This is a genomic window from Pseudomonas sp. BJa3 (assembly GCF_026343815.1).
Lineage (GTDB): Bacteria > Pseudomonadota > Gammaproteobacteria > Pseudomonadales > Pseudomonadaceae > Aquipseudomonas > Aquipseudomonas soli.
This window is the reverse complement of the sequence record NZ_JAOXMC010000002.1, coordinates 119,984-143,156: the sequence shown is the minus strand read 5'-3', so window position 1 is coordinate 143,156 and position 23,173 is coordinate 119,984. Positions and strand designations below refer to the sequence as shown.

Genomic DNA, 23,173 nt, shown 5'->3' with positions numbered 1-23,173 from the left:
GGCGATGACTGCCGATGGACTGTCATGGGTCGATACCAGCCGCTGCTCACCGTCCTCGCGACTGACGGCTTTGGTCCCCGAGCAATCCATCACGCACCCGATCTGGGCCTGAGCCCGGGTCAGGGAAGATCGTCCGGGGCAATGTTGTACAGTCGAAGCGCCTGCGCCATGACCTTGCTGAAAACCGGTGCCGATACTAGCCCGCCGAAATAGCCGTGCCTGGACGGGTTATCGATCATCACGACCACCACAAATTTCGGCGCGGCGGCAGGTGCGAACCCGGCGAACATCGCCCTGTACGCCTTGTGCTGGTAGCCATTATGAATGGCGCTGGGCCGCCTGGCGGTACCGCTCTTGCCGCCCACGTGGTACCCCGGCACCTTGGCCCGATAAATGCCCCTGGGGGCTTCGACCACCTGTACCAGCATGTGCTTCAGCGCATTGGCCACCGATGCAGGCATCGCCTGACTTGCCTGCGCAGGTTCGCTGACACGTAACAGCGAGACAGGCACACTTCTGCCGCCATTGACCAGGGTCGCGTAGGCCTTGGCCAGCTGCACGGCAGTGACGGAAACTCCGTAGCCGTAGGAAATCGCCGCGGTTTCGGCGTCCCGCCACTGGTGTCGGGTGGGCAGCACGCCCGAACGTTCCCCAGGGAATGCCGTACCGGTCGTTTGCCCCAGGCCGACACGCTGCAGCAGGCCATGAATCTTCTCGCCGCCAATATCGAACGCCACTTGGCTGATCGCAACGTTGCTGGAACGTACCAGGATCCCTGTCATGTCCAGTCGCTCGCCTGCGGTGCGAGAGGCATCACGGATGGTGAACCTGCCAACCTTCAGGCTACCGGTTTTCACCAGCACCGTGTCGGACGGTTCCCAGCGCCCGCTTTCCAGTGCAGCGGCAACCGAGAACGGTTTCATCGTCGAGGCAGGCTCGAACACGTCCACCAGCGCCCGGTTTCTCATCGCTGATGAGCTGGCCTGTGAACGGTTGTTGGGGTTGTAGGTGGGATAGTTCACCAGCGCCAGCAGCTCCCCGGTCTCGACATCAAGGATCACGACACTTCCCGCGTCGGCACCATTGTCGGTCACGGCCTGCGCCAACTCGCGGCTCGCCATGTGCTGCAAGCGTATGTCCAAGGACAGCGCCAGGTCCTGCCCCTGTTTTGCAGGCCGGCTCACCCCCAGGTCCTGAATCACCTGCCCCTTGCGGTCCTTGACCACATGCTGCCTGCCGCTCACCCCACGCAGCGCCTGGTCGTAGGCCAGTTCCATGCCTTCGCTGCCGTTGTTGTCGATATCGGTAACGCCGACGACCTGCGCGGCGATGGCACCTGCAGGATAGAAGCGTCGCGACTCCTCCTGGCTGTAAATGCCCTTGATGTGCTGTTGCTGGACGACTTGCAACACCTGCCCGGCCAGTTCCGGGGGCAGTCGCCTGCGCAGGTAGAAAAACGCCTTGTGTCGGTTTTGCGCAAAGCGCTTTTCGAGCGTCGCAAGCGGCATCTCCAACGCCTGGGCAAGCGCCGGCCATTTGGTCTTTTCGGCGGACAGTTCACGCATGTCAGCCCAGAGGGTAACCACTGGGGTGCTGACAGCCAGAGGGTGTCCGGCCCGGTCCGTGATCATCCCTCGGGGCGCTGGATGGGTCAGATAACGCAGGCTCCGCGCATCACCCTGTTGACGGAGGAAGGCATTATCAACAATTTGTAGTTCGACAATGCGCCAGCACAGGGTAAACGCAAGGATAAGTACAAGGCCGACCACGAGCCTGAACCGCCATGGATAACTGGACAGCGCTCTAGCAGGGGCACGCATGAAGATACTCACTCACAGCCATTGATCAGGGCACCAGCCAGGCGGGCGGTTCCAAACCGACCCTTTCCAGCAGTTGCACGTTGACACTCCCGGTCAACGGCAACCCATGGTCTAATTGCAGCAAGTAGATGGCCTCTTGCGTTTCGCTGCCAAACAAACCATCGATATCGCCTTGATAATAATTTTTCTCCTGCAGCGCGACTTGAAGCTGAGTAATCAATTGCTTGCCAAGCGGTGTCACTACACTGCCGTGCGGCTCATCTTGTGGCGGGATCGACGCGGCATGCAATGTCCTGACCGCTGCAACCAGCAGTAGACCTGCAACAACTTTGCTTCCGTTCATACGTATACAATATACCGACTCAGCCAGATAACGGCCCAAGCACTTGTTAACTATTTGTCGAGGATTCTCCGCACCTTTATACTATTAATCAATCAACTATCAAGATATCTGATATGACTAGCATTGATATCGAAAGTGTCGACCTGAACCTGCTCAGGGTTTTTGTCGCGCTGATCGAAGAAGGCGGCGCCAGCCGGGCGGCCATACGCCTGGGCGTCACGCAGCCTGCGGTGAGTGCCGCACTTGGCCGCCTGCGTGAGATCTACGCCGACCCGTTGTTCGAGCGCACCGGCCGTGGCCTGCGCCCGACCATGCGCGCCAACGAGCTGGCACCGCTCATTGGCGAGGCCCTCAATTGTTGCCGGCAAGCCCTTGCCCTTTCGGGCGGTGGGCAAGACATCAAGGGGAGGACGATTACCCTCGGTTTGTCCGATGACAGTGAAATCGCTCTTGGCCAAAGCCTGGTATCGCAGATCGACGAGCACCTGCATGGCGTGCGGGTCATTTTTCGGCAGACACACAGTGGCCTGGTCCAGGACATGCTGATGCGTCACCAGATAGACATCGCCGTTTCGGCCGGCGGGCTGTCGTCGCCGCTGATCGTCCGTCAGCCCCTTGGCCGGGGCAATTACCTGGGCATTGCCGATGCCAACAACACGCCACCGACCACCGTAGAAGACTATGCCCTGCGGCCCCACCTGCTGGTCTCGTCGGCAGGTTACGTCGGCATCGTCGACGAAGGCTTGAACGCCGTCGGCTACAAACGCCGTATCCACGCCTCTACCTCGCATTTTGCCGCGGTGCCGTTTCTGCTGATGGGCTCGAAACTGATCACCACGGTGCCTACCCATGCGGCACGAGCCATGGAAAGGGTCAGCACACTGCAAACGTTCCATTGTCCGGTGCCCATGCCCTCCTACGACCTGGAAATCGGCACGCGAGTGGGCAGCAAGCACGACAGCGCGCTGCAAACGGTCAAGGCGATGATCATAGAACTGGTGGATAAAACCTTTTACCTGACCTGAGTCCACCCCCACCCGTTTTTATCCCCACTCGTTCGGATTAAGTCATTGGATCGCCTTTATGTGATATCGACCTGATTGATATCAGATAGCCTGATTGACGCATTGATGAATACTCAACGCCCGTTAGAATAAAAAATCCAAGAGCGTAAAACCTGCAAAAAGCGGTATGTATTTCCAGATGACACACCCCACCGAACTACAGGACAGGGAAGCCAGCCACAGGATTGTAAAAACAAGAATTATCGCCAGCGCCATACTGGTCCTGTCCCTGACCACCGCTCTGGTGTGTCGATTGTACTTCCTGCAAGTCACTCAACATGATCTACACGTTGCGGTAGCGGAAAAGAACCGCGTGCATGTCCGACCAATCGCTGCAACTCGAGGCGTTATCTACGACCGTAACAAGGTCGTACTGGCCGACAACTTACCTATCTTCAACCTGACTATCACCCGCGAACGAGCGGGCGATACCAAGGCCGTCATCAGCCAGTTGTACCAGGTGCTTGGCTTGACCGCTGCAGAACGCGACAAGATAGACCGGGTCATGCTCCGCAGGGGCAGAGCCTTCGAGCCCGTTGCCTTGATGACGGACCTCACCGAACAGCAGATCGCACGGGTGGCAGTGAATCAATTTCGACTACCGGGAATAGAGGTTCACGCACAGTTTTCACGGGTCTACCCGCTAGCCGAACACTTCGCCCATTCGGTGGGTTATGTCGGGCGCATCAATGAAAAAGAATACCGGCAACTCGATCACGCGAAGTACCTGAGCACGGAACAGATCGGAAAAACCGGCATCGAGCGCTTTTATGAAGACGCCCTGCATGGCCAGATGGGTTTCGAAGAAGTAGAAACCAATGCCCAAGGCAAGGTGATTCGCGTACTGGGTCGTCACAACCCGACCCCAGGCCAGGACATCGTGCTGACGATCGATGCGTCACTGCAAGATGCTGCCGAGCGGGCCCTGGGAGACAGGCGTGGCGCGGTGGTCGCACTGGACCCGGCAACGGGCGAAGTCCTTGCCATGGTCAGCCGGCCCAGCTTCGACCCCAACCCTTTCGTCAAGGGCATCACGGCCCGGGATTACTCGGCATTGCGCGATTCAGCCGACATGCCGCTGTTCAACCGTGTGCTACGTGGCCTCTATCCTCCGGCCTCAACCATCAAACCGATGGTGGTGGTTGCAGGGCTGGACAGTGGCGTCATCACCCCATACCAGCGGGTATTCGACCGTGGCTATTACGAGCTACCCAATTACCGGCACAAGTACCGTAACTGGAATCGGTCAGGCGACGGGTGGGTCGATATGTACGACGCGATCATGCGCTCCAATGACACCTACTTCTACGATCTGGCCCATAGGCTGGGTATCGAGCGGTTACACAGCTACCTCACCGCGTTCGGCCTGGGGCAGCGGGTCTCGATCGACCTGTTCGAGGAAGCGCCTGGGCTGATGCCCTCCCCGGCCTGGAAACGCGCCACCCGCCGCCAGCAGTGGTACCCCGGCGAAACACTGATCGCGGGTATCGGCCAGGGCTATGTGCAAATGACGCCCCTGCAAATGGCGCAGGCCACCAGCCTCATTGCCAGCAGAGGCATCTGGCATCGGCCGCACCTGGCGCTGTCGATTGACGGGCAAAAGACGGCCGACCCACTGCCGCGGCCAAACATCATCCTCAAGGATCCGGACACCTGGCGCGAGGTGGCAAAGGGCATGGAGATGGTCATGCACAACCCACGCGGTGCAGGGCGCCGGGCAGCCCAGGGCGCGCCATACCGGATAGCCGGCAAGAGCGGCACGGCACAGGTCATCGCGATCAGGCAGGGCGAACGCTACAACCGCAACAAAACCCGTGAACGCCACCGCGACAACGCACTGTTTGTCGGTTTTGCCCCCGCGCAACGCCCGGCCATCGTGGTCGCCGTGATGATCGAGAACGGTGAAGCCGGGGCGCGGGTCGCGGGGCCGGTGGTCAGGAAGGTCATGGACGCCTGGCTACTGGATGCACACGGGCAACTGAAGCCGGAATTCGACGTCCCGAATGCCCGGCAGAGCGCCTCGATTATCGAGCCGCCAACTACCGATACGCGCATTGGAGTTCTCTGAGTCGCTCATCGGTATCGAAATCCAACCAAAGGAGCGACGAATGCGGCTTATAAAAGCCCTGGGCTGGTGTGCCTTGTCACTTGCCAGTGTGCTGGTGCTTGGTGCAAGCGGCACTTATCTGTACCTCAACCCACAACTGCCCGATGTAGAAACCCTCAGGGCCGTGCAACTGCAAGAGCCTCTGCAGGTATTCAGCGCAGAAGGAAAGCTGATCGCCGAATTTGGTGAAGTACGCCGTATCCCCCTACCTTCCGCACTTATCCCCGGAGACTTCCTGGCCGCTTTCATGGCTGCGGAGGATGCCGACTTCTACCATCACCGTGGTGTCGACCCCACAGGCCTGCTGCGTGCGGCCATGGAGTTGATCAGGAATGGCCACGTCCGCTCCGGTGGCAGCACGATCACCATGCAGGTGGCCAAGAACTTCTTCTTGAGCAAAGAGAAGACGTTCTCACGCAAACTGACCGAAATACTGCTGGCCTTGCGCATTGAACGCACATTGACCAAGGACGAAATCTTCAACCTGTACGTCAACAAGATATACCTGGGCAAACGGGCCTATGGCATCGCAGCCGCCGCGCAGGTCTATTATGGGAAGCCGGTATCCCAACTGACCCTGGCGCAGACCGCAATGATCGCAGGCTTGCCCAAGGCGCCTTCACGGTTCAACCCTATCAATAACCCGGCAAGGGCCAAACAACGCCGCGACTGGATTCTGGGGCGGATGCACGCACTGGGAAGCATCGATCAGGCCCGCTACCGCGCCGCGTTGGAGGCTCCCGTGACCGCGCGATATCACGCGCCAGAACCTGAGGTCAGTGCCCCCTATATCGCCGAAATGGTCAGGGCCCAGATGGTCAGTCGCTTTGGGGATGACGCCTACACACAAGGCTTTCGCGTGGTGACGACCGTCTCCGGCACACTGCAGGAGGCTGCCAACGCTGCGATACGGAGCGGTTTGAAGACCTATGACAAGCGCCATGGCTATCGCGGCCCCGAAGGCCATCTCACGGGCAGCCTGAGTCCGGCATGGCTGGAAAGGTTGAAAGAATACCCGGTACTGGGCGGCCTGGAAGCCATGGCGGTGACGAAGGTCTTCGCCAACCGCATCACCGTGGTCGATCAGACTGGCCAGCAACACGACGTCGCCTGGCAGACGATGGAGTGGGCCCGCCCCTTCATCAACCACAGTGCACTCGGGCGCCAACCGGCACGGCCTGCAGATATCGTCACCCCAGGCGATGTGGTCCGCGTGGAGCTGGCAGGCTCCCAGCCTCTCGCTTTCAGCCAGGTGCCCGACGTTCAAGGAGCCCTGGTGTCGGTAGCGCCGGACAATGGAGCGATCAAGGCCCTTGTGGGTGGCTTCGATTTTAACCAGAGCGTTTTCAACCGCGTGGTTCAGGCCAAACGGCAACCGGGCTCAAGCTTCAAGCCCTTCATATACTGTGCGGCGCTCGACAACGGCTATACGCCGGCGAGCATCGTAAACGACGCGCCTATTGTGCTGGGCAACGACTACTCGGGGCCGACATGGCGTCCACAGAATGAAAACCGCACATTCCTCGGCCCCATCCGCCTGCGCGAAGCGCTGTATCGTTCTAGAAACATGATCTCGATACGCCTGCTGCAAGCCATGGGCATCGATCCGACCATCGACTACATTTCACGCTTTGGTTTCGACGTCAACGACATGCCGCGCAACCTTTCCCTTGCCCTGGGCACAGCGTCCGTTACTCCCATGGCGGTGGTCGGCGGCTGGAGCGTGCTCGCCAACGGCGGCTACAAGGTCACGCCTTTTCTCATCGACCGAATCGAGAACCGCTCAGGCCGAGTTGTCTTCAAGGCAGCCCCGCGTTCCGCGCCCAGCGCCCGCAACCCTGCACCCGAAGCGGTGGCTGAACAGGTCGTGGATAGCCGTACGACCTACCTGCTCACCAGCATGCTCCAGGATGTCATCAAACGGGGCACCGGTCGCGCCGCTTCCGCCCTGCATCGCCCCGATATCGCGGGCAAGACGGGGACCACCAATGAAGCCAAGGACTCCTGGTTCACGGGCTACAACGGCAACTACGTGACGAGCGTCTGGGCGGGTTTCGATAAACCGCAAAGCCTGGGCCGGAGGGAATGGGGGGTGACCATCGCACTGCCTATCTGGATGGACTACATGCAGGTGGCACTTGCCGGGACAGAACCTTACTCGCAGCCTGCGCCTGATGGTGTTGTAACCCGGCTGATCAACACGGCAGACGGGACGGCGACATCGGCACGCGGGCCGCAGACGGAAATGGAAGTGTTCAAGGCCGAGAGCGCGCCGGCGATGGGCACCCCGCAGGGTAATGTCCCATCGCTAAACGCCACGCAGCAAACCCTGCAGGACCTGTTCTGATACAGGTAGAAGAGGTCCAGCCGGAAGGTGTTGGCGCGGGGCCGGTGAAACACCATACGAGGGCCGCTAACGGCCCCTATCAAAAGGCTTCCAGGGTCGTACGCGGCCATTGGCCCCCTTCGCTTACGCCCCAAGCGGGCTATCCCCCAACGGTGAGCCCTTGGCCAGTAGCGGATATTCCACGCATCGCCTCAGATAGAGCGCTGGTTCACACGGGCAGAGAGTTGTTCGGCGTTTTCCTTGCGTTCCGAATAGCGATCCACCAAGAACGCCTGGCGGTCGCGCAACAGAACGGTGAACTTCACCAGTTCCTCCATGACGTCCACCACGCGATCGTAGTACGGCGAGGGTTTCATCCGCCCGACGTCATCAAACTCAAGGTAGGCTTTGGGCAGCGAAGACTGGTTGGGAATGGTGAACATGCGCATCCAGCGGCCAAGCACACGCAACTGGTTGACCACGTTGAATGACTGCGAACCGCCACACACCTGCATGACCGCCAGGGTCTTGCCTTGAGTGGGGCGAACCGCACCCAGTGCCAGAGGAATCCAGTCGATCTGCGCCTTGAATACGGCTGACATTGCACCGTGGCGCTCTGGCGAGCACCAGACCTGACCTTCCGACCACTGCACCAGATCACGCAGTTCCTGCACCTTGGGGTGCTCGACAGGCACATCGTCAGGTAACGGCAGGCCCGAAGGATTGAAGACCTTGGTCTCGGCACCGAAGTGCTCCAGCAGGCGTGCAGCTTCCTCCACCAGCAGGCGACTGAAGGAACGTTCGCGGGTCGATCCATACAGCAACAGGATACGTGGTTTGTGCTCGCTGGAGCGGGTTGCCGCTGGCGCTGGATCGAACAGCGAGAGATCGAGATTAGGCAGTTGCTCGGACATGTTTCCTCCTGCTCAAAGCGTAGCGATGCGATCCAGCTCATTCTTGAGCTGCTCACGGTCGAGATTTTCGAATGGCAGCGCGAAGAAGGCCTCGCAGCGAGACTGGATTCGGGCCAGCGTGGCGCGGAATGCAGCGTCGACCGACGCTTCGTCAGCCACGACAGCGGACGGATCCTCCAGCCCCCAGTGCGTCTTCAGCGCAGGGCCGAAATACACCGGGCAGGCTTCGCCGGCGGCGTTGTCGCAAACGGTGATGACGATGTCAGGAGGGCAATGCTCGAACGCGTCATTGCCCTTGCTGCTCAGCCCCTCGATCGGGATACCGGCATGCTGCAATGTGGTCAGGCTGCGCGGCAACACTTGGCCCTTTGGGAAACTGCCGGAACTGACGGCTTCAAATCCATGAGGGGCCAGGTGATTGAACACGGCCTCGGAAAGGATGCTGCGGCAGCTGTTGGCCGTGCACATGAATAGGACTCGCATGAGGGCTCCTGCGCTTGGTGGCGGGTTTCAGAGGCTGAGGCGCAATGCCAGAGCCGAAAGGGTGATCAGTAGAACTGGCAGCGTCAGCAGGATGCCGACTTTGAAGTAGTAACCCCAGGTAATGCGCATGCCTTTGCGCTCCAGCACGTGCAGCCAGAGCAGCGTGGCGAGGCTGCCGATGGGGGTAATTTTCGGGCCGAGGTCGCAGCCGATGATGTTGGCGTAGATCATCGCCTCGCGTACCAGCCCTTGCGCCTCGCTGGCCTGGATCGACAAAGCGCCGATCAGCACGCTGGGCATGTTGTTCATGACCGAGGACAGCAATGCAGCGATCAGCCCGGTGCCGATGGCGGCACTCCACAGCCCTTGCTGCGCAAGGCGGTCGAACAGGTGGGTGAGCATGTCGGTAAGGCCGGCGTTCTTCAGCCCGTATACCACCAGGTACATACCGAGGGAAAAGATCACCACCTGCCAGGGTGCCTCGCGCAGCACACGACGGGTCGAGATGCGGTGGCCACGGGCGGCGACGGCAAACAGGATCGCTGCACAAGTTGCTGCTACCGCACTGATCGGGATACCCAGTGGTTCCAGGGCGAACAAGCCGATCAGTAACACCAGCAGCACCCAGCCACCCACCTTGAAGGTTGCGCGGTCATGGATTGCCTCGTTTGGCATCTTCAGGGCCGCGACCTCGTACTGTCTCGGAATATCTCGGCGGAAGAACAGGAACAGCACCAGCAGGGTTGCCGACACGCTGGCGAAATTCACTGGCACCATCACCGAAGCGTATTCGCTGAAGCCCAACCTGAAGTAGTCGGCCGAGACGATGTTCACCAGGTTGGAGACCACCAACGGCAGGCTCGCGGTGTCGGCGATAAATCCGGCGGCCATGACGAAGGCCAGTGTCGCGGCGGGCGAGAAGCGCAGCGCGAGCAGCATCGACATGACGATAGGTGTGAGGATCAGTGCCGCACCATCGTTGGCGAACAGCGCCGACATGGCGGCGCCGAGCAGCACACAGAAGGCGAACAGGCGGTAGCCGCTGCCGTTTGCCCAGCGCGCCACGTGCAGCGCGGCCCACTCGAAGAACCCGGCCTCATCCAGCAGCAGGCTGATGATGATGACGGCGATGAAGGTGACGGTGGCGTTCCAGACGATGGCCCACACAGTCGGGATGTCGTGCAGCGAAACGGCGCCTGCCGCCAGGGCGATGAGGGCACCGAGCGCTGCGCTCCAGCCAACGCCAAGCCCCTTCGGCTGCCAGATGACCAGGATGAGGGTGAAAACGAAGACTGCAATCGCTACCAGCATGATGACCTCGTACAGTGATGATCAGCAGCAGGCAGCGTCACGAACGGGGCGACCGTCCATGTTCTGCAGGCGCAGGGTGTTCTCTGCCAACCATTGCGTGTTGGCCTGCAGTGTCGCCTGCAAGATCTCGTGTACCCAGGCAGGCAGATCCGGGTTGAGGCGGTAATACACCCATTGCCCTTGGCGGCGGTCCAGCAGCATGCCACTGCTGCGCAGCTGCGCCAGGTGGCGACTGATCTTCGGCTGGCTGTCGTTCAATGCGCACATCAGCTCGCAAACGCATAGCTCACCAAGGCTGGCGATCAGCAGGCTGGCGCGAGCACGGGTTTCGTCAGACAGGCTCTTGAACACATCGGGCGGGGTTATCATGGCTGCACCAATACATATGGAAATGCGAATATACGGATTTCCATATGTATAGTGCAAGCGCGTTCAGGCGTGCCAGGGGTGGTCAGTATTCGCGGTACAACAATCGATCAGGCTGATGATTACTATCGAGCGCCCCGCCTGTCTGCTCGGCAAAACCGTCTCTTATAATCGCCAGCCATTTTTCCCGCTCCCCGGTCCGCCCCAGGCGGCATCCCCCATGGAATCCAACACCATGTCCAGCGTCACTCCGCCGTCTCACGGCCGTCCCGAACACAGTCAACAAAGCGTCAGCCAACAGTGGCTGGCGATTCTCTCGGTCGCTGTGGGCGCCTTCGCCCTGGTCACCAGTGAGTTTCTCCCAGTGGGCGTACTCAACGATGTCGCCAGCGACCTGGGCATCAGCGCCGGCCAGGCCGGCCTGATGGTCACCCTGCCCGGCATCATGGCCGCCCTCGCCGCGCCCTTGCTGTCGGTGGGCATCGGCGCCCTGGACCGTCGCTACCTGCTGATCGGCCTGACGCTGATCATGATCCTCGCCAACGCCGTCGTGGCCTACGCCAGCGACTTCAGCCTGCTGCTGTTCGGCCGCGTACTGCTGGGCATCAGCATTGGCGGTTTCTGGGCCACCGCCATTGCCCTCAGTGGCCGCCTGGCACCCAAGGGCGTGGGCGTGGCCCAGGCCACCTCGATCATCATGGTCGGCGTGACCCTGGCCACCGTGCTGGGCGTGCCGGTCGGCACCTGGCTAAGCGGCCTGATGGGCTGGCGCATGACCTTCCTCGCCACCGCGCTGGTAGGTGTGCCGGTGCTGCTGGCGCAAGTCTTCCTGCTGCCGCGGCTCACCCCAGACAAAGCCATTCGCATCAGCGACCTGCCGGCGCTGTTCGTCAATCCACAGGCGCGGGTCGGGTTGATCGCGGTATTGCTGATCGGCCTGGCGCATTTTGCCGCCTATACCTATGTCGCACCGTTCTTCAAGCAGAGCGCCGGCTTCGATGGGCCGACCATTGGTTCGCTGCTGTTGCTGTATGGCGTGGCCGGGGTGATCGGCAACATCTTCGCCGGTTTCGCTGCCAACCGCAGTGTGCGTCACACCCTGTTGCTGGTCGCCCTGATGATCGGCATCAGCACCGCCCTGTTTCCCTACTTCGCCACCGGCTTGACCGGCGCCGCGATGCTGATCGCGCTGTGGGGCTTCGCCTTTGGCGCCTTCCCGGCCTGCGCCAGTATCTGGATGTTCGTGGTGGCGCCCAAGGATGTCGAACGCGGCATGCCGCTGTTCGTCGCCATGTTCCAGGTGATCATCGCGGTAGGCTCGTTCTTCGGCGGGCGCATTGTCGATCAGCTCGGTACCGCGGTGCTGCTGAGCCTGGCCACGGCCCTGGTGGGCTGCGGTTTTGTCGCGGTACTGGTGCTCGGGCGCAATGTCTCCAATCGGATGGCGGCGCAGCCTTGCTGACCGAACGCGGTAGATGACACCGGGCAGCAGCTGGCCTCAGGGGGGCACAAGCGGCAAGGCGAAAACCTCGATGTACGGTATGGTTGCACGATCGCTACGGCGTTGCCGATCAACGCCGCGCCCTTCTGGAGACCAGCATGCTGCGTGTTTTTGAACGATGGCTCGACCCCTTCCCGCCTGATGAGATTCCACCGCCACCGCTAGGCCTGCTGCGCTTCTTGTGGGCCTGCACGCGGGGGGCGCGCGGATACATCCTGGCCCTCGCGCTGTTCAGCGCCGGCGTGTCGATCTATGAAGCCTGGCTGTTTTCCTTCCTTGGCCAGGTGGTCGACCTGCTTCCCGCCTGGCAGGCAGGCGGCGCAAGCGAACAGGAAAGCCGCGTGCTCTGGAGCATCGGTATTGTCCTGCTGAGCAGTATCGTGCTGGTGGCCCTGCGCACCCTGATGCAACACCAGGTGCTGGCGATCAACCTGCCGCTGCGCCTGCGCTGGGATTTCCATCGGCTGATGCTGCGCCAGAGCCTGTCGTTCTTCTCCGACGAGTTTTCCGGCCGGGTCACCACCAAGGTGATGCAGACCGCGCTGGCCGTGCGCGAGGTGTTGTTCACCCTGATCGAGGTCCTGCCCGGCATCGGCGTGTACTTCATCGCCATCATCGCCCTGGCCGGCGGTTTCGCCCTGCAGCTGATGCTGCCGTTCCTGGCCTGGGGCACCCTGTTCGGGCTGGCCATGCTGTACTTCGTGCCGCGCCTGGGCAAGGTCGGCCAGGAGCAGGCCCATGCGCGGTCATCGATGACCGGGCGCATCTCCGATGCCTACACCAACATCACCACGGTGAAACTGTTCTCCCATTCCAAACGCGAAGCGCACTTTGCGCGGGCGGCGATGGAGGACTTCAAGCTCACCGGCTTTCGCCAGATGCGCCTGGTCAGTCAGTTCGAGATCGTCAACCAGGCGCTGGTGGTCGGCTTGATCCTGGGCGCTGGCGGCTATGCCCTGTGGCTCTGGCACCAGGGCCAGGTTGGCGCGGGCGCCGTGGCGGCGGTCACGGCCATGGCCCTGCGGATCAACGGCATGTCGCACTGGATCATGTGGCAGATGACCTCCCTGTTCGAAAACATCGGCACCGTGCAGGACGGCATGGCCACCCTGACCCGCGGCCCCAAGGTACAGGATGCGCCCGACGCCGGCACGCTGGTGACCCGCGGTGGCGCGGTGACCTTCGACAAGGTGAGCTTCAACTACAACGGCGAACGCCAGGTGCTCGATGACCTGAGCCTGCACATCCGCCCCGGCGAAAAGGTCGGCCTGGTGGGCCGCTCCGGCGCCGGCAAGTCCACCTTGATCAACCTGTTGCTACGGTTCTACGACGTCAACAGCGGCGAGATCCGCATCGACGGGCAGAACATCGCCCACGTCACCCAGGACAGCCTGCGCAGCGCCATCGGCATGGTCACCCAGGACACGTCGTTGCTGCACCGCTCCATCCGCGACAATATCGCCTATGGCCGCCCCGAAGCGACCGAAGCGCAGATCCGCAGCGCCGCGGCCAATGCCCAGGCCGATGGTTTCATCAGCCAGCTGAGTGATCGGCAAGGCCACAGCGGTTACGACACCCTGGTGGGCGAGCGTGGCATCAAGCTGTCCGGTGGCCAGCGCCAGCGCATTGCCATTGCCCGGGTGATGCTCAAGAACGCGCCGATCCTGCTGCTCGACGAAGCCACCAGCGCCCTGGACTCGGAGGTCGAAGTCGCGATCCAGGAAAGCCTCGACGACATGATGCAGGGCAAGACCGTCATCGCCATCGCCCATCGCTTGTCCACGATCGCCGCCATGGACCGGCTCATCGTCATGGATGAGGGGCGCATCATCGAGCAAGGCAGCCATGCTGAGCTGCTCGACAGGAACGGAACCTATGCACGGCTGTGGCGACATCAGAGCGGTGGGTTCCTGGGTGAGGACCAGGGGCTGGCGGAGACTGTGGAGTAGCACTCGAAGGAAAAGCACCTGCTGCGGTCTCCACTGCTCACATCACGGCAAACAGATCGAGGCAATTTAAATAACGATCGTTGCGTATTTTAAATTCGCTTGCTAGGCTCACGTTCACCTGCGCTCAACTCACCAGGAGAACGGTCATGCAAGACACACTGAGCAAGGCTTATCACGAAGACGGAGCGGTGTTGATCAAGGGGCTTCTGAACCCGGAGCAGTTGTCGCGTTGCCGCGAAGCCTACGACTGGGCCGTGCTCAACCATGGCCCGCATGCCACCCGCATGTTCGCCGGGACGATCCAGCAATCCCACGTCGACAACGCCAACCCGTTGGCCAAGGAGCGCCTTGAGGCGCTCGTGGCGGAGCTGCCACTGGGGTCATTGTTCGCAAATCTCTGGGGCTCGCGGAATGTCTGGTACTTCGCCGAGGAGGTTTTCCTCAAGGCCGGGGGCCAGGGCGCCCGCACGCTATGGCATCAGGACACCTCCTACCTGCCCTGGGCCGGCCACCACTGGGGCAACGCCTGGATCAGCTTCGATGCCGTACCCAAGCGCAACGCCCTGGAAATCATCCGTGGCTCCCATCGTGGGCCGCGCTATGACGGCACGACCTTCACCAACCCGGATGACCCGACCCAGCCACTGCACGGCAATGGCGCCCTGCCCCGCCTGCCGGATATCGAGGCGTTACGCCGGGAAGACCCGCAGGCCTACGACATCCTGTCCTGGGCCACGGAGCCTGGCGATGTGGTGCTGCTGCATCCGGGCTCCTTGCATGGCGGCGCCCCCGTGGACGAGGACTTCCCAAGCCGACGGACATTCGTGTTCCGTTTCTTCGGCGACGACGCCACCTTCAGCCCACTCCCGGCACACAGCGATGCCGGTTACCCCCCGCAAGGCGTGCTGTTCAGCACAGAGCTCGAACACCTGGTCGCGGGCGCCCCGTTCCGCCACCCCACCTTCCGCCAAGTGGTCTGACAGGAGTTCCTCGATGAATGCGAAACCGCTCAAGCGTCAGGCCATCAATCCAGCTGCGACCCAGGCTTACTACGACAATTTCCACTTTTCCCAGGCCACCCGCGTGGGTGACCTGATCTGGGTCTCGGGGCAAGTGGGCGTCGACGCGGCCATGCAACCTGCGCAGGGTATCGTCGAGCAGTCTCACCTGGCCTTCCAGTCGCTGAAGCTGGTCCTCGAGACAGCCGGTGCGAGCCTGGCGGACGTGGTCGAGCTGACGACCTTTCATACCCACCTGCAAGCCGACATGGCAGCGTTTGCCCAGGTGAAGGATGTGTACTTTCCGGCGCGCTATCCGTCATGGACGGCAGTGGGTATCAGCCAGCTGGCACTGGAGCCGCTGAGGGTCGAGATTCGCGCAGTGGCAGTCGCGGGGTGCGGCGACGCCTGAGCGGGGCGTGCGCAGGTTGGAACGCTGCGCCGGGGCGGGATGTTTTATTCACGCAAGTTCTCTATGCTGGGGCCTTTGCACCCGCATCGACACCCGTGACCGCCCCTTTAACCGACCTCGACAGTTCTGAGCGCCCATGCCTGAGACCAAAGCCCGCCCCACAGCCGCCCCTTCACGCGCAGACAGCAGCGCGCCGGAAACCGTTGCCCGTCGCGGCAGGCCTGTCGGTGACCGCGACGCAAAGCGTGCGGAACTGCTGGAGGCCGCGATCACGGTGATCGCGCAGGATGGCTATGCCGGGGCCTCGATGCGCAAGGTTGCCAAACAGGCCGGCTGTACCACGGGCGCGGTGACCTACTACTTCGCCAACAAGGAAGACATGATCGGCGAGGTCGCACAGAGCCTGTTCGACCAGGTCGACCTGCTGCTGGCCACCAACCAGGCCTCCCTCGACATCGCCTCACTGCTTCGACAATGGCTGCAATGGGTCAACTTCGACGAATCGACCATGTGGCTCTCGTGGCTGCAATTGCTCGCCCACGCCCGCCATGAACCGGTGTTCGCCGACATCATCAGGCAGCGCTACGCGAAGTTCCGCCAGGTGTTCACCGTGGTGATCGAACAAGGGCAGGCCCAGGGCAAGATCCGCGACGATATTCCGGCTGATGTGCTGGCCGACCAGATCAGCACCATCTGCGACGGCTGGCTGATGATGATGCCCATCGAGCCGGAGCGGTTCAGTGCCAAGCGTGGCCAGGCGCTGCTCGACGCGCTGATCCTGCTCATCTCCCCGCCCAAGGTCGCGAAAGCCACGGGCAAGAGCCGGGCCAAAGCCCAGTAACCCAGCGTGTTCTGGCAACAGACTGCCTGACGACAGCTTCGCAGCGCTCGATCTCAAGAGCGCTGCCCGCTCCCCGCGAACTTCCTTCCAGCGACTCCAGCCAACCTGACCAAGCGCCGTTCAGGGGGTATTCCCTTTGCCGAAAGAGCGCAGTAGTATTTTACATAACTAAGGTTATCTAAATACAAGAACAGGTTGGCCGAGGTGCAGATGGATCAGGAAAACACAGAACTGCCATTGTCGGCGCGGCAGCGGCGCTTGCTCGTGCAAGCACTTGCCAGCGCCACCTTGATCGGCGGTGCCACCCTCAGCGGACGGGCCATGGCGCAAGCCTTGCGAGCAGAACCCGAGCAGGTGCTGGACGTGGTGATCATTGGTGCCGGGCTGGCCGGGCTGACTGCGGCCCGTGACCTGCAACGCGCCGGGTGCATGTCCTTCGCCGTGCTGGAAGCGCGGGACCGCGTGGGCGGACGCACCTACAACCACCCGCTTGGCAATGGTGTGATCTCCGAAGCCGGCGGGGAATGGATCGGGCCAGGCCAGACCGCGATCTTCGACCTGGCACGCGAGCTCGATGTCGAAACCTTCCCCACCTACTACCAAGGGCGCAATGTCTACCTGGTCGGTGAAGCCCGCTACGAGGAAGACTTGAGCAGCGGCCAGGGCGCCCATCACCCGGCGACCGAAAAGCTCAACCAGCTGTCGCGCCGGGTACCTGGCAAAGAACCCTGGACCGCAGCGGACGCCGAGGCACTCGACAAGCTGTCGGTGGGCCAATGGCTGGCGAGTCAGGGTATCGACAACACCAGCCGGCTGACCTTCGACACTTCCATCGGCCTGACCACCGGCACGCCACCCTCCAGCCTGTCCCTGCTGCACTACCTCTCCCTCATCAACTCCGCCGACTGCAGCATGGCAAAGCTCGAGGGTTTCAAGGGCGGCGCCCAGGAGACCCGCTTCATAGGCGGCTCACAGGTGCTGTGCACACGCATGGCGCAGGCGCTGGGCGATCGGGTGAAACTGTCCAGCCCGGTGCGCCGGATCGTCGGCTGGGACCAGGACATCGTCGAGATCCACACCGACCAGGGGCTCATCCGCGCACGCCAGGTCATCGCCGCCCTGCATCCGGCGCTGTGCAACCAGATCGTCTTCGACCCGCCACTGCCCGATGGCCGTGCCCAGTTGCAACGCCTGTGGCCGTCCTCGGCGCCCATGCGCAAGACCGTGCATGTCTATGCGCGCCCCTTCTGGCGGGACAAAGGCCTCAACGGCCAAGTCATCCAGGCCGACGGGCCGCTGATTCTGTCCTGCGACAACTCACCGCCAGACGGCAGCGTCGGCATCTTGATGGGCTTCGTGCGCAGCGCGCAGCTCAGCGATGACCCTGGGCAGGCCGCACGCACTCTCGCGAGCATCTACGCCAAGGCCCTGGGCGAGGAAGCTCTCGACGTCACGCAGTTCCACGATCACGACTGGGCCAAGGTCGACCCCTGGACCTTGACCTGCGTCGGCTCCATTCCCCCCGGCTTCCTGACCCGCTGGGGGCGCTATCTCAAGCCTGCTGTCGGGCGCTTGATCTGGTCGGGCACCGAGACCGCGGACTTGTGGGCCAGCAGCATGGACGGCGCGGTACGCGCCGGTCACCGCGCGGCGCTCGAAGCCCTGCAGGCACTTGCCGGCACCCGGAGGCACGCATGAAAAGGCGCACCCTGCTGCTGGGCAGTGCAATGCTTGTCGCAGGCTTGCTTGGGGTCACGGCCTTCCAGGGCCCGGAGCTGCTCGCAGGCTACAGGTTCATGAACGCCCTCGATCAGCATTACGCCAGCTATGAGGCCAATGGCGGCGCCTGGCCGCAACCCCAGGATGCCTGCTCGCTTTGCCATGGCGCTCGCGGGCAACCGCATAACAGCCTCTACCCGGCACTCGCTGGGCAGCCGGCTGCGTATATCCAGGCGCAGCTTCAGGCGTTTGCCCAGGGCACGCGACACAGCGCGCAGATGCAGCCGCTGGCGGCCGCCCTGAGCGATGAACGGATCAAGGCCTTGGCCGAATACTTCGCCCGTCAGGTTCCGCGGGTGACCGACGCACCGGCCTCCGATGACGCCATGCGTGCCCGCGGCCACGCCAGTGCCACTACGCGGGGCTGCACCGCATGCCATGGCGAGACGCTGTCCGGCAGCCCGGTGGCGCCGCGTCTGGCCGGCCAAGGCCAGGCCTACCTGCTGGAGCAGCTCATGGCGTTCAAGCAAGGCCAGCGCAGCGATCCCAGCGGCGCCATGAACGCTACCGCCGCCGTCCTTTCCGAGGAAGAACTCGAGGCCCTGGCGCACTACATCGCAGGGCTCGCACCGAGCGTTCGCTGACTAGAGAGATGCCTGTTTTCAACCGGGCGGCGATCGTGAATCACTATCCGTAAGGAGTTGTGCCGCAGCGACCGGCGGACCTGAGCGGGGTTGATTCGACACTAAACATAACAGCTGTTGCGTAAATTTATTCCTCGTTCTACAGTCCGCCATAACAACAAGTACAAGCCTGGGCCGCCAGGCCCGGAGACCTCATGAACCATCAACATTTCGACACCTTGATCATCGGCGCTGGCCTGTCAGGCATTGGTACCGCCTGCCAGCTGGCGCAGGAGTTCCCTGAGCGCAGCATGGCGATCCTCGAGCGGCGCGCCTGCATGGGCGGCACCTGGGACCTGTTCCGTTACCCAGGCATCCGTTCCGATTCGGACATGCTCAGCTACGGCTACAAGTTCCGCTTGTGGCGAAGCCCCAAGGTGCTCGCCGACGGCGCCTCGATCCGGCGGTACATCCAGGACACGGCCAGGCAGCATGGCCTGGACAAGAAGATCCATTACGGCGTGAAGATCACCGGCGCCAACTGGTGCAGCCAGCAACGCCTGTGGCAGGTCAGCGCCGTGCATGAGGCCAGCGCAACGGTGCGGCAATACAGCTGCAAGTTCCTGCTGTGCTGCACCGGCTACTACAACCACGGCGCAGGTTTCCTGCCGAGTTTTCCCGGCGAGGAGGCGTTCAAAGGTGTGCGGGTCCACCCGCAGCACTGGCCTGAGGACCTGGACTACACCGGCAAGCACGTCGTGGTGATCGGCAGCGGTGCCACCGCGGCCACGCTGATACCGGCCATGGCCGACAAAACCGGGCATATCACCATGCTGCAGCGCTCCCCGTCGTATATCTACTCGCTGCCTTCCACCGACACATTGACGGCCACGCTCTCGCGCATCATGCCCGCCCGCTGGGCCTATGGCCTGGCCCGCAAGCGCAATATCGTGCTGTATCGGGCGGCCTATATCGCCTGCCGGCAATGGCCGCGGCTGATGCGCAAGATCATCCTTTCGCACGTCCGTCGCCAGGTCGGCCCCGACGCCGACATGCGCCACTTCACCCCCCACTACATGCCGTGGGACGAGCGCCTGTGCGCGGTGCCCGATGGCGACCTGTTCAAAGCCATCCGTAGTGGCCGCGCCTCGATCGAAACCGATCACATCGAGCGCTTCAGCGAAAGCGGCATTGTGCTCAAGTCCGGCAAGCACTTGCCGGCCGACATCATCATCACGGCGACCGGGCTCAGGCTCCAGGTATTGGGCGGGATGATCGTGTCGGTGGACGGCACCCCCTATCCGATCGGCGAGCAGATGACCTACAAGGGCGTGCTCCTGGAAAACCTGCCGAACATGGCCTGGATATTCGGCTACACCAACGTTTCCTGGACCCTCAAGGTCGGCCTGGCGGCCAAATACCTGTGCCGGCTTTTCCACTACATGGACGAGCACGACTTCGATGTCGTGACTCCCCGCGACGATGCCGGCAACGCATTGGACGACGGGATCATGAACTCGATGAAGTCCGGCTACATCCAGCGCGACCAGCAGTTTCTCCCGCGCCAGGGCAAGGCCTACCCGTGGTTCGTCTTCATGCACTACGGCCGCGACAAGAAGATGCTGCTCAAGGATCCCGTCGAAGATCCGCGCCTGGCCTTCCTCCAGAGCACACGGGAAATCCCTGCCCCACGACCTTCCCGCGTCACCGGTTGACCACACCCCGTTCCCGTCCACCTGGCTACGACCAGCGTGGCCGGGGCATGACAACAAGAAAGGTAGAACCCGATGCAAGGCCAAATGATGACGCTGCCGCTGACCACCCCTTCGCTGCTCGAACATGCCGAGCGCTATCACGGCGACACGGAAATAGTCTCCTGCACCCTTGAAGGTCCCGTTCATCGCTATACCTATGCCGACGCGCACCGACGGGCCAGGCAGGCCGCCCACGCGCTGTTACGCCTCGGCACCGGGCCCGGCAGTCGCGTGGGCACCCTGGCCTGGAATGGCTACCGGCATTTCGAGCTTTACTACGCAATATCGGGCACCGGCGCGATCACCCATACCATCAACCCCCGGCTGTTCCCCGAACAGGTGGCCTGGATCATCAATGACGCCAAGGACGAGGTCGTGTGCTTCGACCTTGGGTTCGCTGCGCTGGTCGAGGCCATCGCAGCGGATTGCCCGGGCGTCAGGCACTGGGTGGCTATGACCGACCTTGCGCACATGCCAGCCATGCAGATCGCCAACCTGCTGTGCTACGAACAGCTCCTGGAGGCGGAGTCGGCGGACTTCGCCTGGCCCGTGCTGGATGAGCATACGGCGGCGGCGCTGTGCTACACCTCGGGAACCACCGGCAACCCCAAAGGGGTGCTCTATTCACATCGCGCCACTTTGCTGCATGCACTGGCCAGCGCCCTTCCGGACGCGCTGGCATTGTCTGCCTGCGAGGTCGTCGCCCCGGTGGTCCCCATGTTCCACGTCAACGCCTGGGGCTTGCCCTATTCCGCACCACTGGTGGGCGCCAAGCTGGTGTTTCCAGGCGCCTGCCTGGACGGCGAGAGCCTGTTCGCACTCTTCGAGCGCGAGCGCGTCACTTTCTCCGCTGGCGTGCCCACCGTGTGGCTGAGCCTGCAGCAGCATATGCGCCAATACGGGAGCCGCCTTCCCCGCTTGCGCCGCATGATCGTCGGTGGCGCCGCCTGCCCACCGGCGATGATGCGCAGTTACCAAGAGGAGTTCGGCATCTGCCTGCAACACGCCTGGGGCATGACCGAGCTGTCGCCGATGGGCACGGTGAACACGCCCAAGGCCTCGCACCTCGACCTGGAAGACGAAGCTCGCTTCGCCATCGGCGTAAAGCAGGGGCGACCGCCTTTCGGCACGGACCTGAAAATCGTGGACGAGCATGGCAACGAGCTGCTGCGTGACGGCAAGACCACAGGCGCCTTGCTGGTACGTGGCCACTGGGTGATCGAGCGGTACTTCGGCATCGAGGCCAGCCCGTTGGTCGATGGCTGGTTCCCCACCGGGGATGTCGCCACCCTCGACCCTGACGGCTTCATGCAGATCACCGACCGCGCCAAGGATGTGATCAAGTCCGGTGGCGAGTGGATCAGCTCGATCGACCTGGAAAACATCGCCATGGCCCACCCTGCGGTCGCCGAAGCCGCCGTGCTGGGTATCGCCCACCCGAAGTGGGACGAGCGCCCATTGCTGGTTGTGGTGCTCAAACCCGGCCAGGCCGTGAGCCGGGAAGCGTTGCTGGCCCATTACGCCGGCAAGGTCGCGCGGTTCTGTTACCCCGACGATGTGGTGTTCATCGAGGCATTGCCGCACACCGCAACCGGCAAGGTCAGCAAGGTGCTGCTGCGCGAACAGTTGCACGATTACCACTGGCCTACCCCCAGCCAGCACGAGGTGGTGTCATGAACGCGCAGCTTCATACCCGCGAAATCGACCCAGCCGAGGGCCGCTGGAAGAACCGCCTGCTCAACCTGGCCTTGCGCCTGCTGGTGAAGTCCAGCCATGGCCTGCGCATCGACATCGGCAAGCTGCGCCGGCAGTTCGAACGGCTCGATGGCCAGGCGCCCAAGACATTCCCGACCGATGTACACCGCGCCGACGTGAACTGCAATGGCGTCGCCGCCCAATGGCTGACGCCGGCCCATTGCCGGCCTGAACGGGTATTGCTGTACATCCATGGCGGCGCCTTCGTTGCCTACACCCCGCAGGTCTACGCCGCGATGGTCGCGAGCTGGTGCCGGCCACTGAAGACCCGGGCACTGATGCTGGACTACCGCCTGGCCCCCGAGCACCCATTCCCAACCGCGCTTCACGAAGCGCTCGACGCCTACCGCTGGTTGCAGGGACAGGGCTTCAAGGCCAGCGACATCGTCGTCGCCGGCGACTCCGCCGGTGGCAACCTGGCGCTTGCGCTGCTGCAACGGCTACGGGACGAAGACACTCCGCTGCCGAGCTGCGCCGTGCTGCTCTCGCCGTTTCTCGACTTCACCCTCAGCGGCGCGAGTGCCTTGGACAATGCGCGCCATGATCCGATCTTCACCCCGGCCTTCGCCATCGGCATTCGCGGCTTCTATGCCCCGGCCGAATCCCACGGGCAGCCGGCAGTATCGCCGCTGTTCGGCCGCTTCGATGGCCTGCCGCCTCTGCTGTTCCAGGTAGGCAGCACCGAGATGTTGCTGGATGACTCGGTGCGCGCCGCCGCCAAGGCCTCGGCGGCCGGCGTGCCGGTTCACCTGGAGATCTGGAAGCGCCTGCCCCATGTGTTCCAGATGATCGCCGCCCTGCCTCAGGCCCAGGCGGCGCAACGCAACATTACCCGTTTCGTCAACCAGTACACCGCCTGGGACGGCTAGCCCGCCCGCTCGCCTCCT

19 protein-coding genes are annotated in these 23,173 nt (G+C 62.6%); 13 read left to right on the top strand and 6 right to left on the bottom strand.

The window, feature by feature from the left end; all coding sequences use genetic code 11:
* Positions 1-119 precede the first annotated feature (119 nt).
* Positions 120-1,820, bottom strand: a complete 1,701-nt coding sequence (locus OH705_RS02405; protein WP_267300833.1) for a peptidoglycan D,D-transpeptidase FtsI family protein — start codon at positions 1,818-1,820, stop codon at positions 120-122.
* Positions 1,821-1,845: 25 nt separating this feature from the next.
* Positions 1,846-2,163: a peptidoglycan-binding domain-containing protein gene (locus OH705_RS02400; protein WP_267300832.1), complete on the bottom strand. Its 318-nt coding sequence runs from the start codon at positions 2,161-2,163 to the stop codon at positions 1,846-1,848.
* Positions 2,164-2,276: 113 nt separating this feature from the next.
* On the opposite strand from OH705_RS02400, the gene OH705_RS02395 reads away from it, so the two are divergent.
* The 3 genes from OH705_RS02395 to OH705_RS02385 all read left to right on the top strand — a co-directional run bounded on the left by OH705_RS02395 (position 2,277) and on the right by OH705_RS02385 (position 7,681).
* Positions 2,277-3,188: a LysR family transcriptional regulator gene (locus tag OH705_RS02395; RefSeq protein WP_267300831.1), complete on the top strand. Its 912-nt coding sequence runs from the start codon at positions 2,277-2,279 to the stop codon at positions 3,186-3,188.
* 178 nt (positions 3,189-3,366) lie between these two features.
* A complete protein-coding gene (mrdA, locus tag OH705_RS02390) occupies positions 3,367-5,295 on the top strand; it encodes a penicillin-binding protein 2 (RefSeq protein ID WP_267300830.1) in 1,929 nt (642 codons plus the stop codon).
* Between the two features lie 40 nt (positions 5,296-5,335).
* Entirely contained in the window at positions 5,336-7,681 is a 2,346-nt protein-coding gene (locus OH705_RS02385) for a penicillin-binding protein 1A (RefSeq protein ID WP_267300828.1), read from the top strand.
* A gap of 191 nt (positions 7,682-7,872) precedes the next feature.
* Here OH705_RS02385 and arsH read toward each other — a convergent pair whose 3' ends face one another.
* From arsH to OH705_RS02365, 4 genes are read right to left on the bottom strand one after another with little or no spacing between them, the layout of a single operon-like run.
* A complete protein-coding gene (arsH, locus tag OH705_RS02380) occupies positions 7,873-8,574 on the bottom strand; it encodes an arsenical resistance protein ArsH (RefSeq protein WP_094011132.1) in 702 nt (233 codons plus the stop codon).
* A 12-nt stretch (positions 8,575-8,586) separates the two neighbouring features.
* Positions 8,587-9,057, bottom strand: coding sequence for an arsenate reductase ArsC (locus tag OH705_RS02375; RefSeq protein WP_023630038.1), 471 nt, complete (start codon positions 9,055-9,057; stop codon positions 8,587-8,589).
* Between the two features lie 27 nt (positions 9,058-9,084).
* Entirely contained in the window at positions 9,085-10,368 is a 1,284-nt protein-coding gene (locus tag OH705_RS02370; RefSeq protein ID WP_023630037.1) for an arsenic transporter, read from the bottom strand.
* 21 nt (positions 10,369-10,389) lie between these two features.
* Complete coding sequence (locus OH705_RS02365; protein ID WP_094011131.1) at positions 10,390-10,737, bottom strand: metalloregulator ArsR/SmtB family transcription factor; 348 nt, start codon at positions 10,735-10,737, stop codon at positions 10,390-10,392.
* Positions 10,738-10,954: 217 nt separating this feature from the next.
* Between OH705_RS02365 and OH705_RS02360 the strand changes: the two genes are divergently transcribed.
* The 10 genes from OH705_RS02360 to OH705_RS02315 all read left to right on the top strand — a co-directional run bounded on the left by OH705_RS02360 (position 10,955) and on the right by OH705_RS02315 (position 23,155).
* Positions 10,955-12,196 (top strand): MFS transporter, encoded by a 1,242-nt coding sequence (locus OH705_RS02360; RefSeq protein ID WP_371041465.1) that lies wholly within the window; start codon positions 10,955-10,957, stop codon positions 12,194-12,196.
* Positions 12,197-12,333: 137 nt separating this feature from the next.
* Complete coding sequence (locus OH705_RS02355) at positions 12,334-14,184, top strand: ABC transporter ATP-binding protein (RefSeq protein ID WP_267300827.1); 1,851 nt, start codon at positions 12,334-12,336, stop codon at positions 14,182-14,184.
* Between the two features lie 146 nt (positions 14,185-14,330).
* Positions 14,331-15,164, top strand: coding sequence for a phytanoyl-CoA dioxygenase family protein (locus OH705_RS02350; protein ID WP_094011129.1), 834 nt, complete (start codon positions 14,331-14,333; stop codon positions 15,162-15,164).
* A gap of 13 nt (positions 15,165-15,177) precedes the next feature.
* A complete protein-coding gene (locus OH705_RS02345; RefSeq protein WP_094011128.1) occupies positions 15,178-15,594 on the top strand; it encodes a RidA family protein in 417 nt (138 codons plus the stop codon).
* A gap of 136 nt (positions 15,595-15,730) precedes the next feature.
* A complete protein-coding gene (locus OH705_RS02340; RefSeq protein ID WP_094011127.1) occupies positions 15,731-16,435 on the top strand; it encodes a TetR/AcrR family transcriptional regulator in 705 nt (234 codons plus the stop codon).
* A 210-nt stretch (positions 16,436-16,645) separates the two neighbouring features.
* A complete protein-coding gene (locus tag OH705_RS02335; protein WP_267300826.1) occupies positions 16,646-18,133 on the top strand; it encodes a flavin monoamine oxidase family protein in 1,488 nt (495 codons plus the stop codon).
* Positions 18,130-18,798 carry a c-type cytochrome gene (locus OH705_RS02330; protein ID WP_267300824.1) on the top strand — a complete coding sequence of 223 codons (669 nt, stop codon included), beginning with the start codon at positions 18,130-18,132 and terminating at the stop codon, positions 18,796-18,798. The genes OH705_RS02335 and OH705_RS02330 overlap by 4 nt, the downstream gene beginning before the upstream one ends.
* Positions 18,799-18,992: 194 nt before the next feature.
* The gene (locus OH705_RS02325; protein WP_267300823.1) at positions 18,993-20,492 is read left to right on the top strand and encodes a flavin-containing monooxygenase; all 1,500 of its coding nucleotides are present in this window, start codon (positions 18,993-18,995) and stop codon (positions 20,490-20,492) included.
* A 72-nt stretch (positions 20,493-20,564) separates the two neighbouring features.
* On the top strand, positions 20,565-22,208 hold the full coding sequence (locus OH705_RS02320) for a 3-(methylthio)propionyl-CoA ligase (protein WP_201755098.1): 1,644 nt from the start codon (positions 20,565-20,567) through the stop codon (positions 22,206-22,208).
* Positions 22,205-23,155: an alpha/beta hydrolase gene (locus OH705_RS02315; protein WP_094011124.1), complete on the top strand. Its 951-nt coding sequence runs from the start codon at positions 22,205-22,207 to the stop codon at positions 23,153-23,155. The genes OH705_RS02320 and OH705_RS02315 overlap by 4 nt, the downstream gene beginning before the upstream one ends.
* Positions 23,156-23,173 lie beyond the last annotated feature (18 nt).

Coding starts and splice junctions, on each gene's coding strand:
- OH705_RS02405 (WP_267300833.1), bottom strand. CDS start 1,820: ATGCGTGCCCCTGCTAGAGCGCTGTCCAGTTATCCATGGCGGTTCAGG.
- OH705_RS02400 (WP_267300832.1), bottom strand. CDS start 2,163: ATGAACGGAAGCAAAGTTGTTGCAGGTCTACTGCTGGTTGCAGCGGTC.
- OH705_RS02395 (WP_267300831.1), top strand. CDS start 2,277: ATGACTAGCATTGATATCGAAAGTGTCGACCTGAACCTGCTCAGGGTT.
- mrdA (WP_267300830.1), top strand. CDS start 3,367: ATGACACACCCCACCGAACTACAGGACAGGGAAGCCAGCCACAGGATT.
- OH705_RS02385 (WP_267300828.1), top strand. CDS start 5,336: ATGCGGCTTATAAAAGCCCTGGGCTGGTGTGCCTTGTCACTTGCCAGT.
- arsH (WP_094011132.1), bottom strand. CDS start 8,574: ATGTCCGAGCAACTGCCTAATCTCGATCTCTCGCTGTTCGATCCAGCG.
- OH705_RS02375 (WP_023630038.1), bottom strand. CDS start 9,057: ATGCGAGTCCTATTCATGTGCACGGCCAACAGCTGCCGCAGCATCCTT.
- OH705_RS02370 (WP_023630037.1), bottom strand. CDS start 10,368: ATGCTGGTAGCGATTGCAGTCTTCGTTTTCACCCTCATCCTGGTCATC.
- OH705_RS02365 (WP_094011131.1), bottom strand. CDS start 10,737: ATGATAACCCCGCCCGATGTGTTCAAGAGCCTGTCTGACGAAACCCGT.
- OH705_RS02360 (WP_371041465.1), top strand. CDS start 10,955: ATGGAATCCAACACCATGTCCAGCGTCACTCCGCCGTCTCACGGCCGT.
- OH705_RS02355 (WP_267300827.1), top strand. CDS start 12,334: ATGCTGCGTGTTTTTGAACGATGGCTCGACCCCTTCCCGCCTGATGAG.
- OH705_RS02350 (WP_094011129.1), top strand. CDS start 14,331: ATGCAAGACACACTGAGCAAGGCTTATCACGAAGACGGAGCGGTGTTG.
- OH705_RS02345 (WP_094011128.1), top strand. CDS start 15,178: ATGAATGCGAAACCGCTCAAGCGTCAGGCCATCAATCCAGCTGCGACC.
- OH705_RS02340 (WP_094011127.1), top strand. CDS start 15,731: ATGCCTGAGACCAAAGCCCGCCCCACAGCCGCCCCTTCACGCGCAGAC.
- OH705_RS02335 (WP_267300826.1), top strand. CDS start 16,646: ATGGATCAGGAAAACACAGAACTGCCATTGTCGGCGCGGCAGCGGCGC.
- OH705_RS02330 (WP_267300824.1), top strand. CDS start 18,130: ATGAAAAGGCGCACCCTGCTGCTGGGCAGTGCAATGCTTGTCGCAGGC.
- OH705_RS02325 (WP_267300823.1), top strand. CDS start 18,993: ATGAACCATCAACATTTCGACACCTTGATCATCGGCGCTGGCCTGTCA.
- OH705_RS02320 (WP_201755098.1), top strand. CDS start 20,565: ATGCAAGGCCAAATGATGACGCTGCCGCTGACCACCCCTTCGCTGCTC.
- OH705_RS02315 (WP_094011124.1), top strand. CDS start 22,205: ATGAACGCGCAGCTTCATACCCGCGAAATCGACCCAGCCGAGGGCCGC.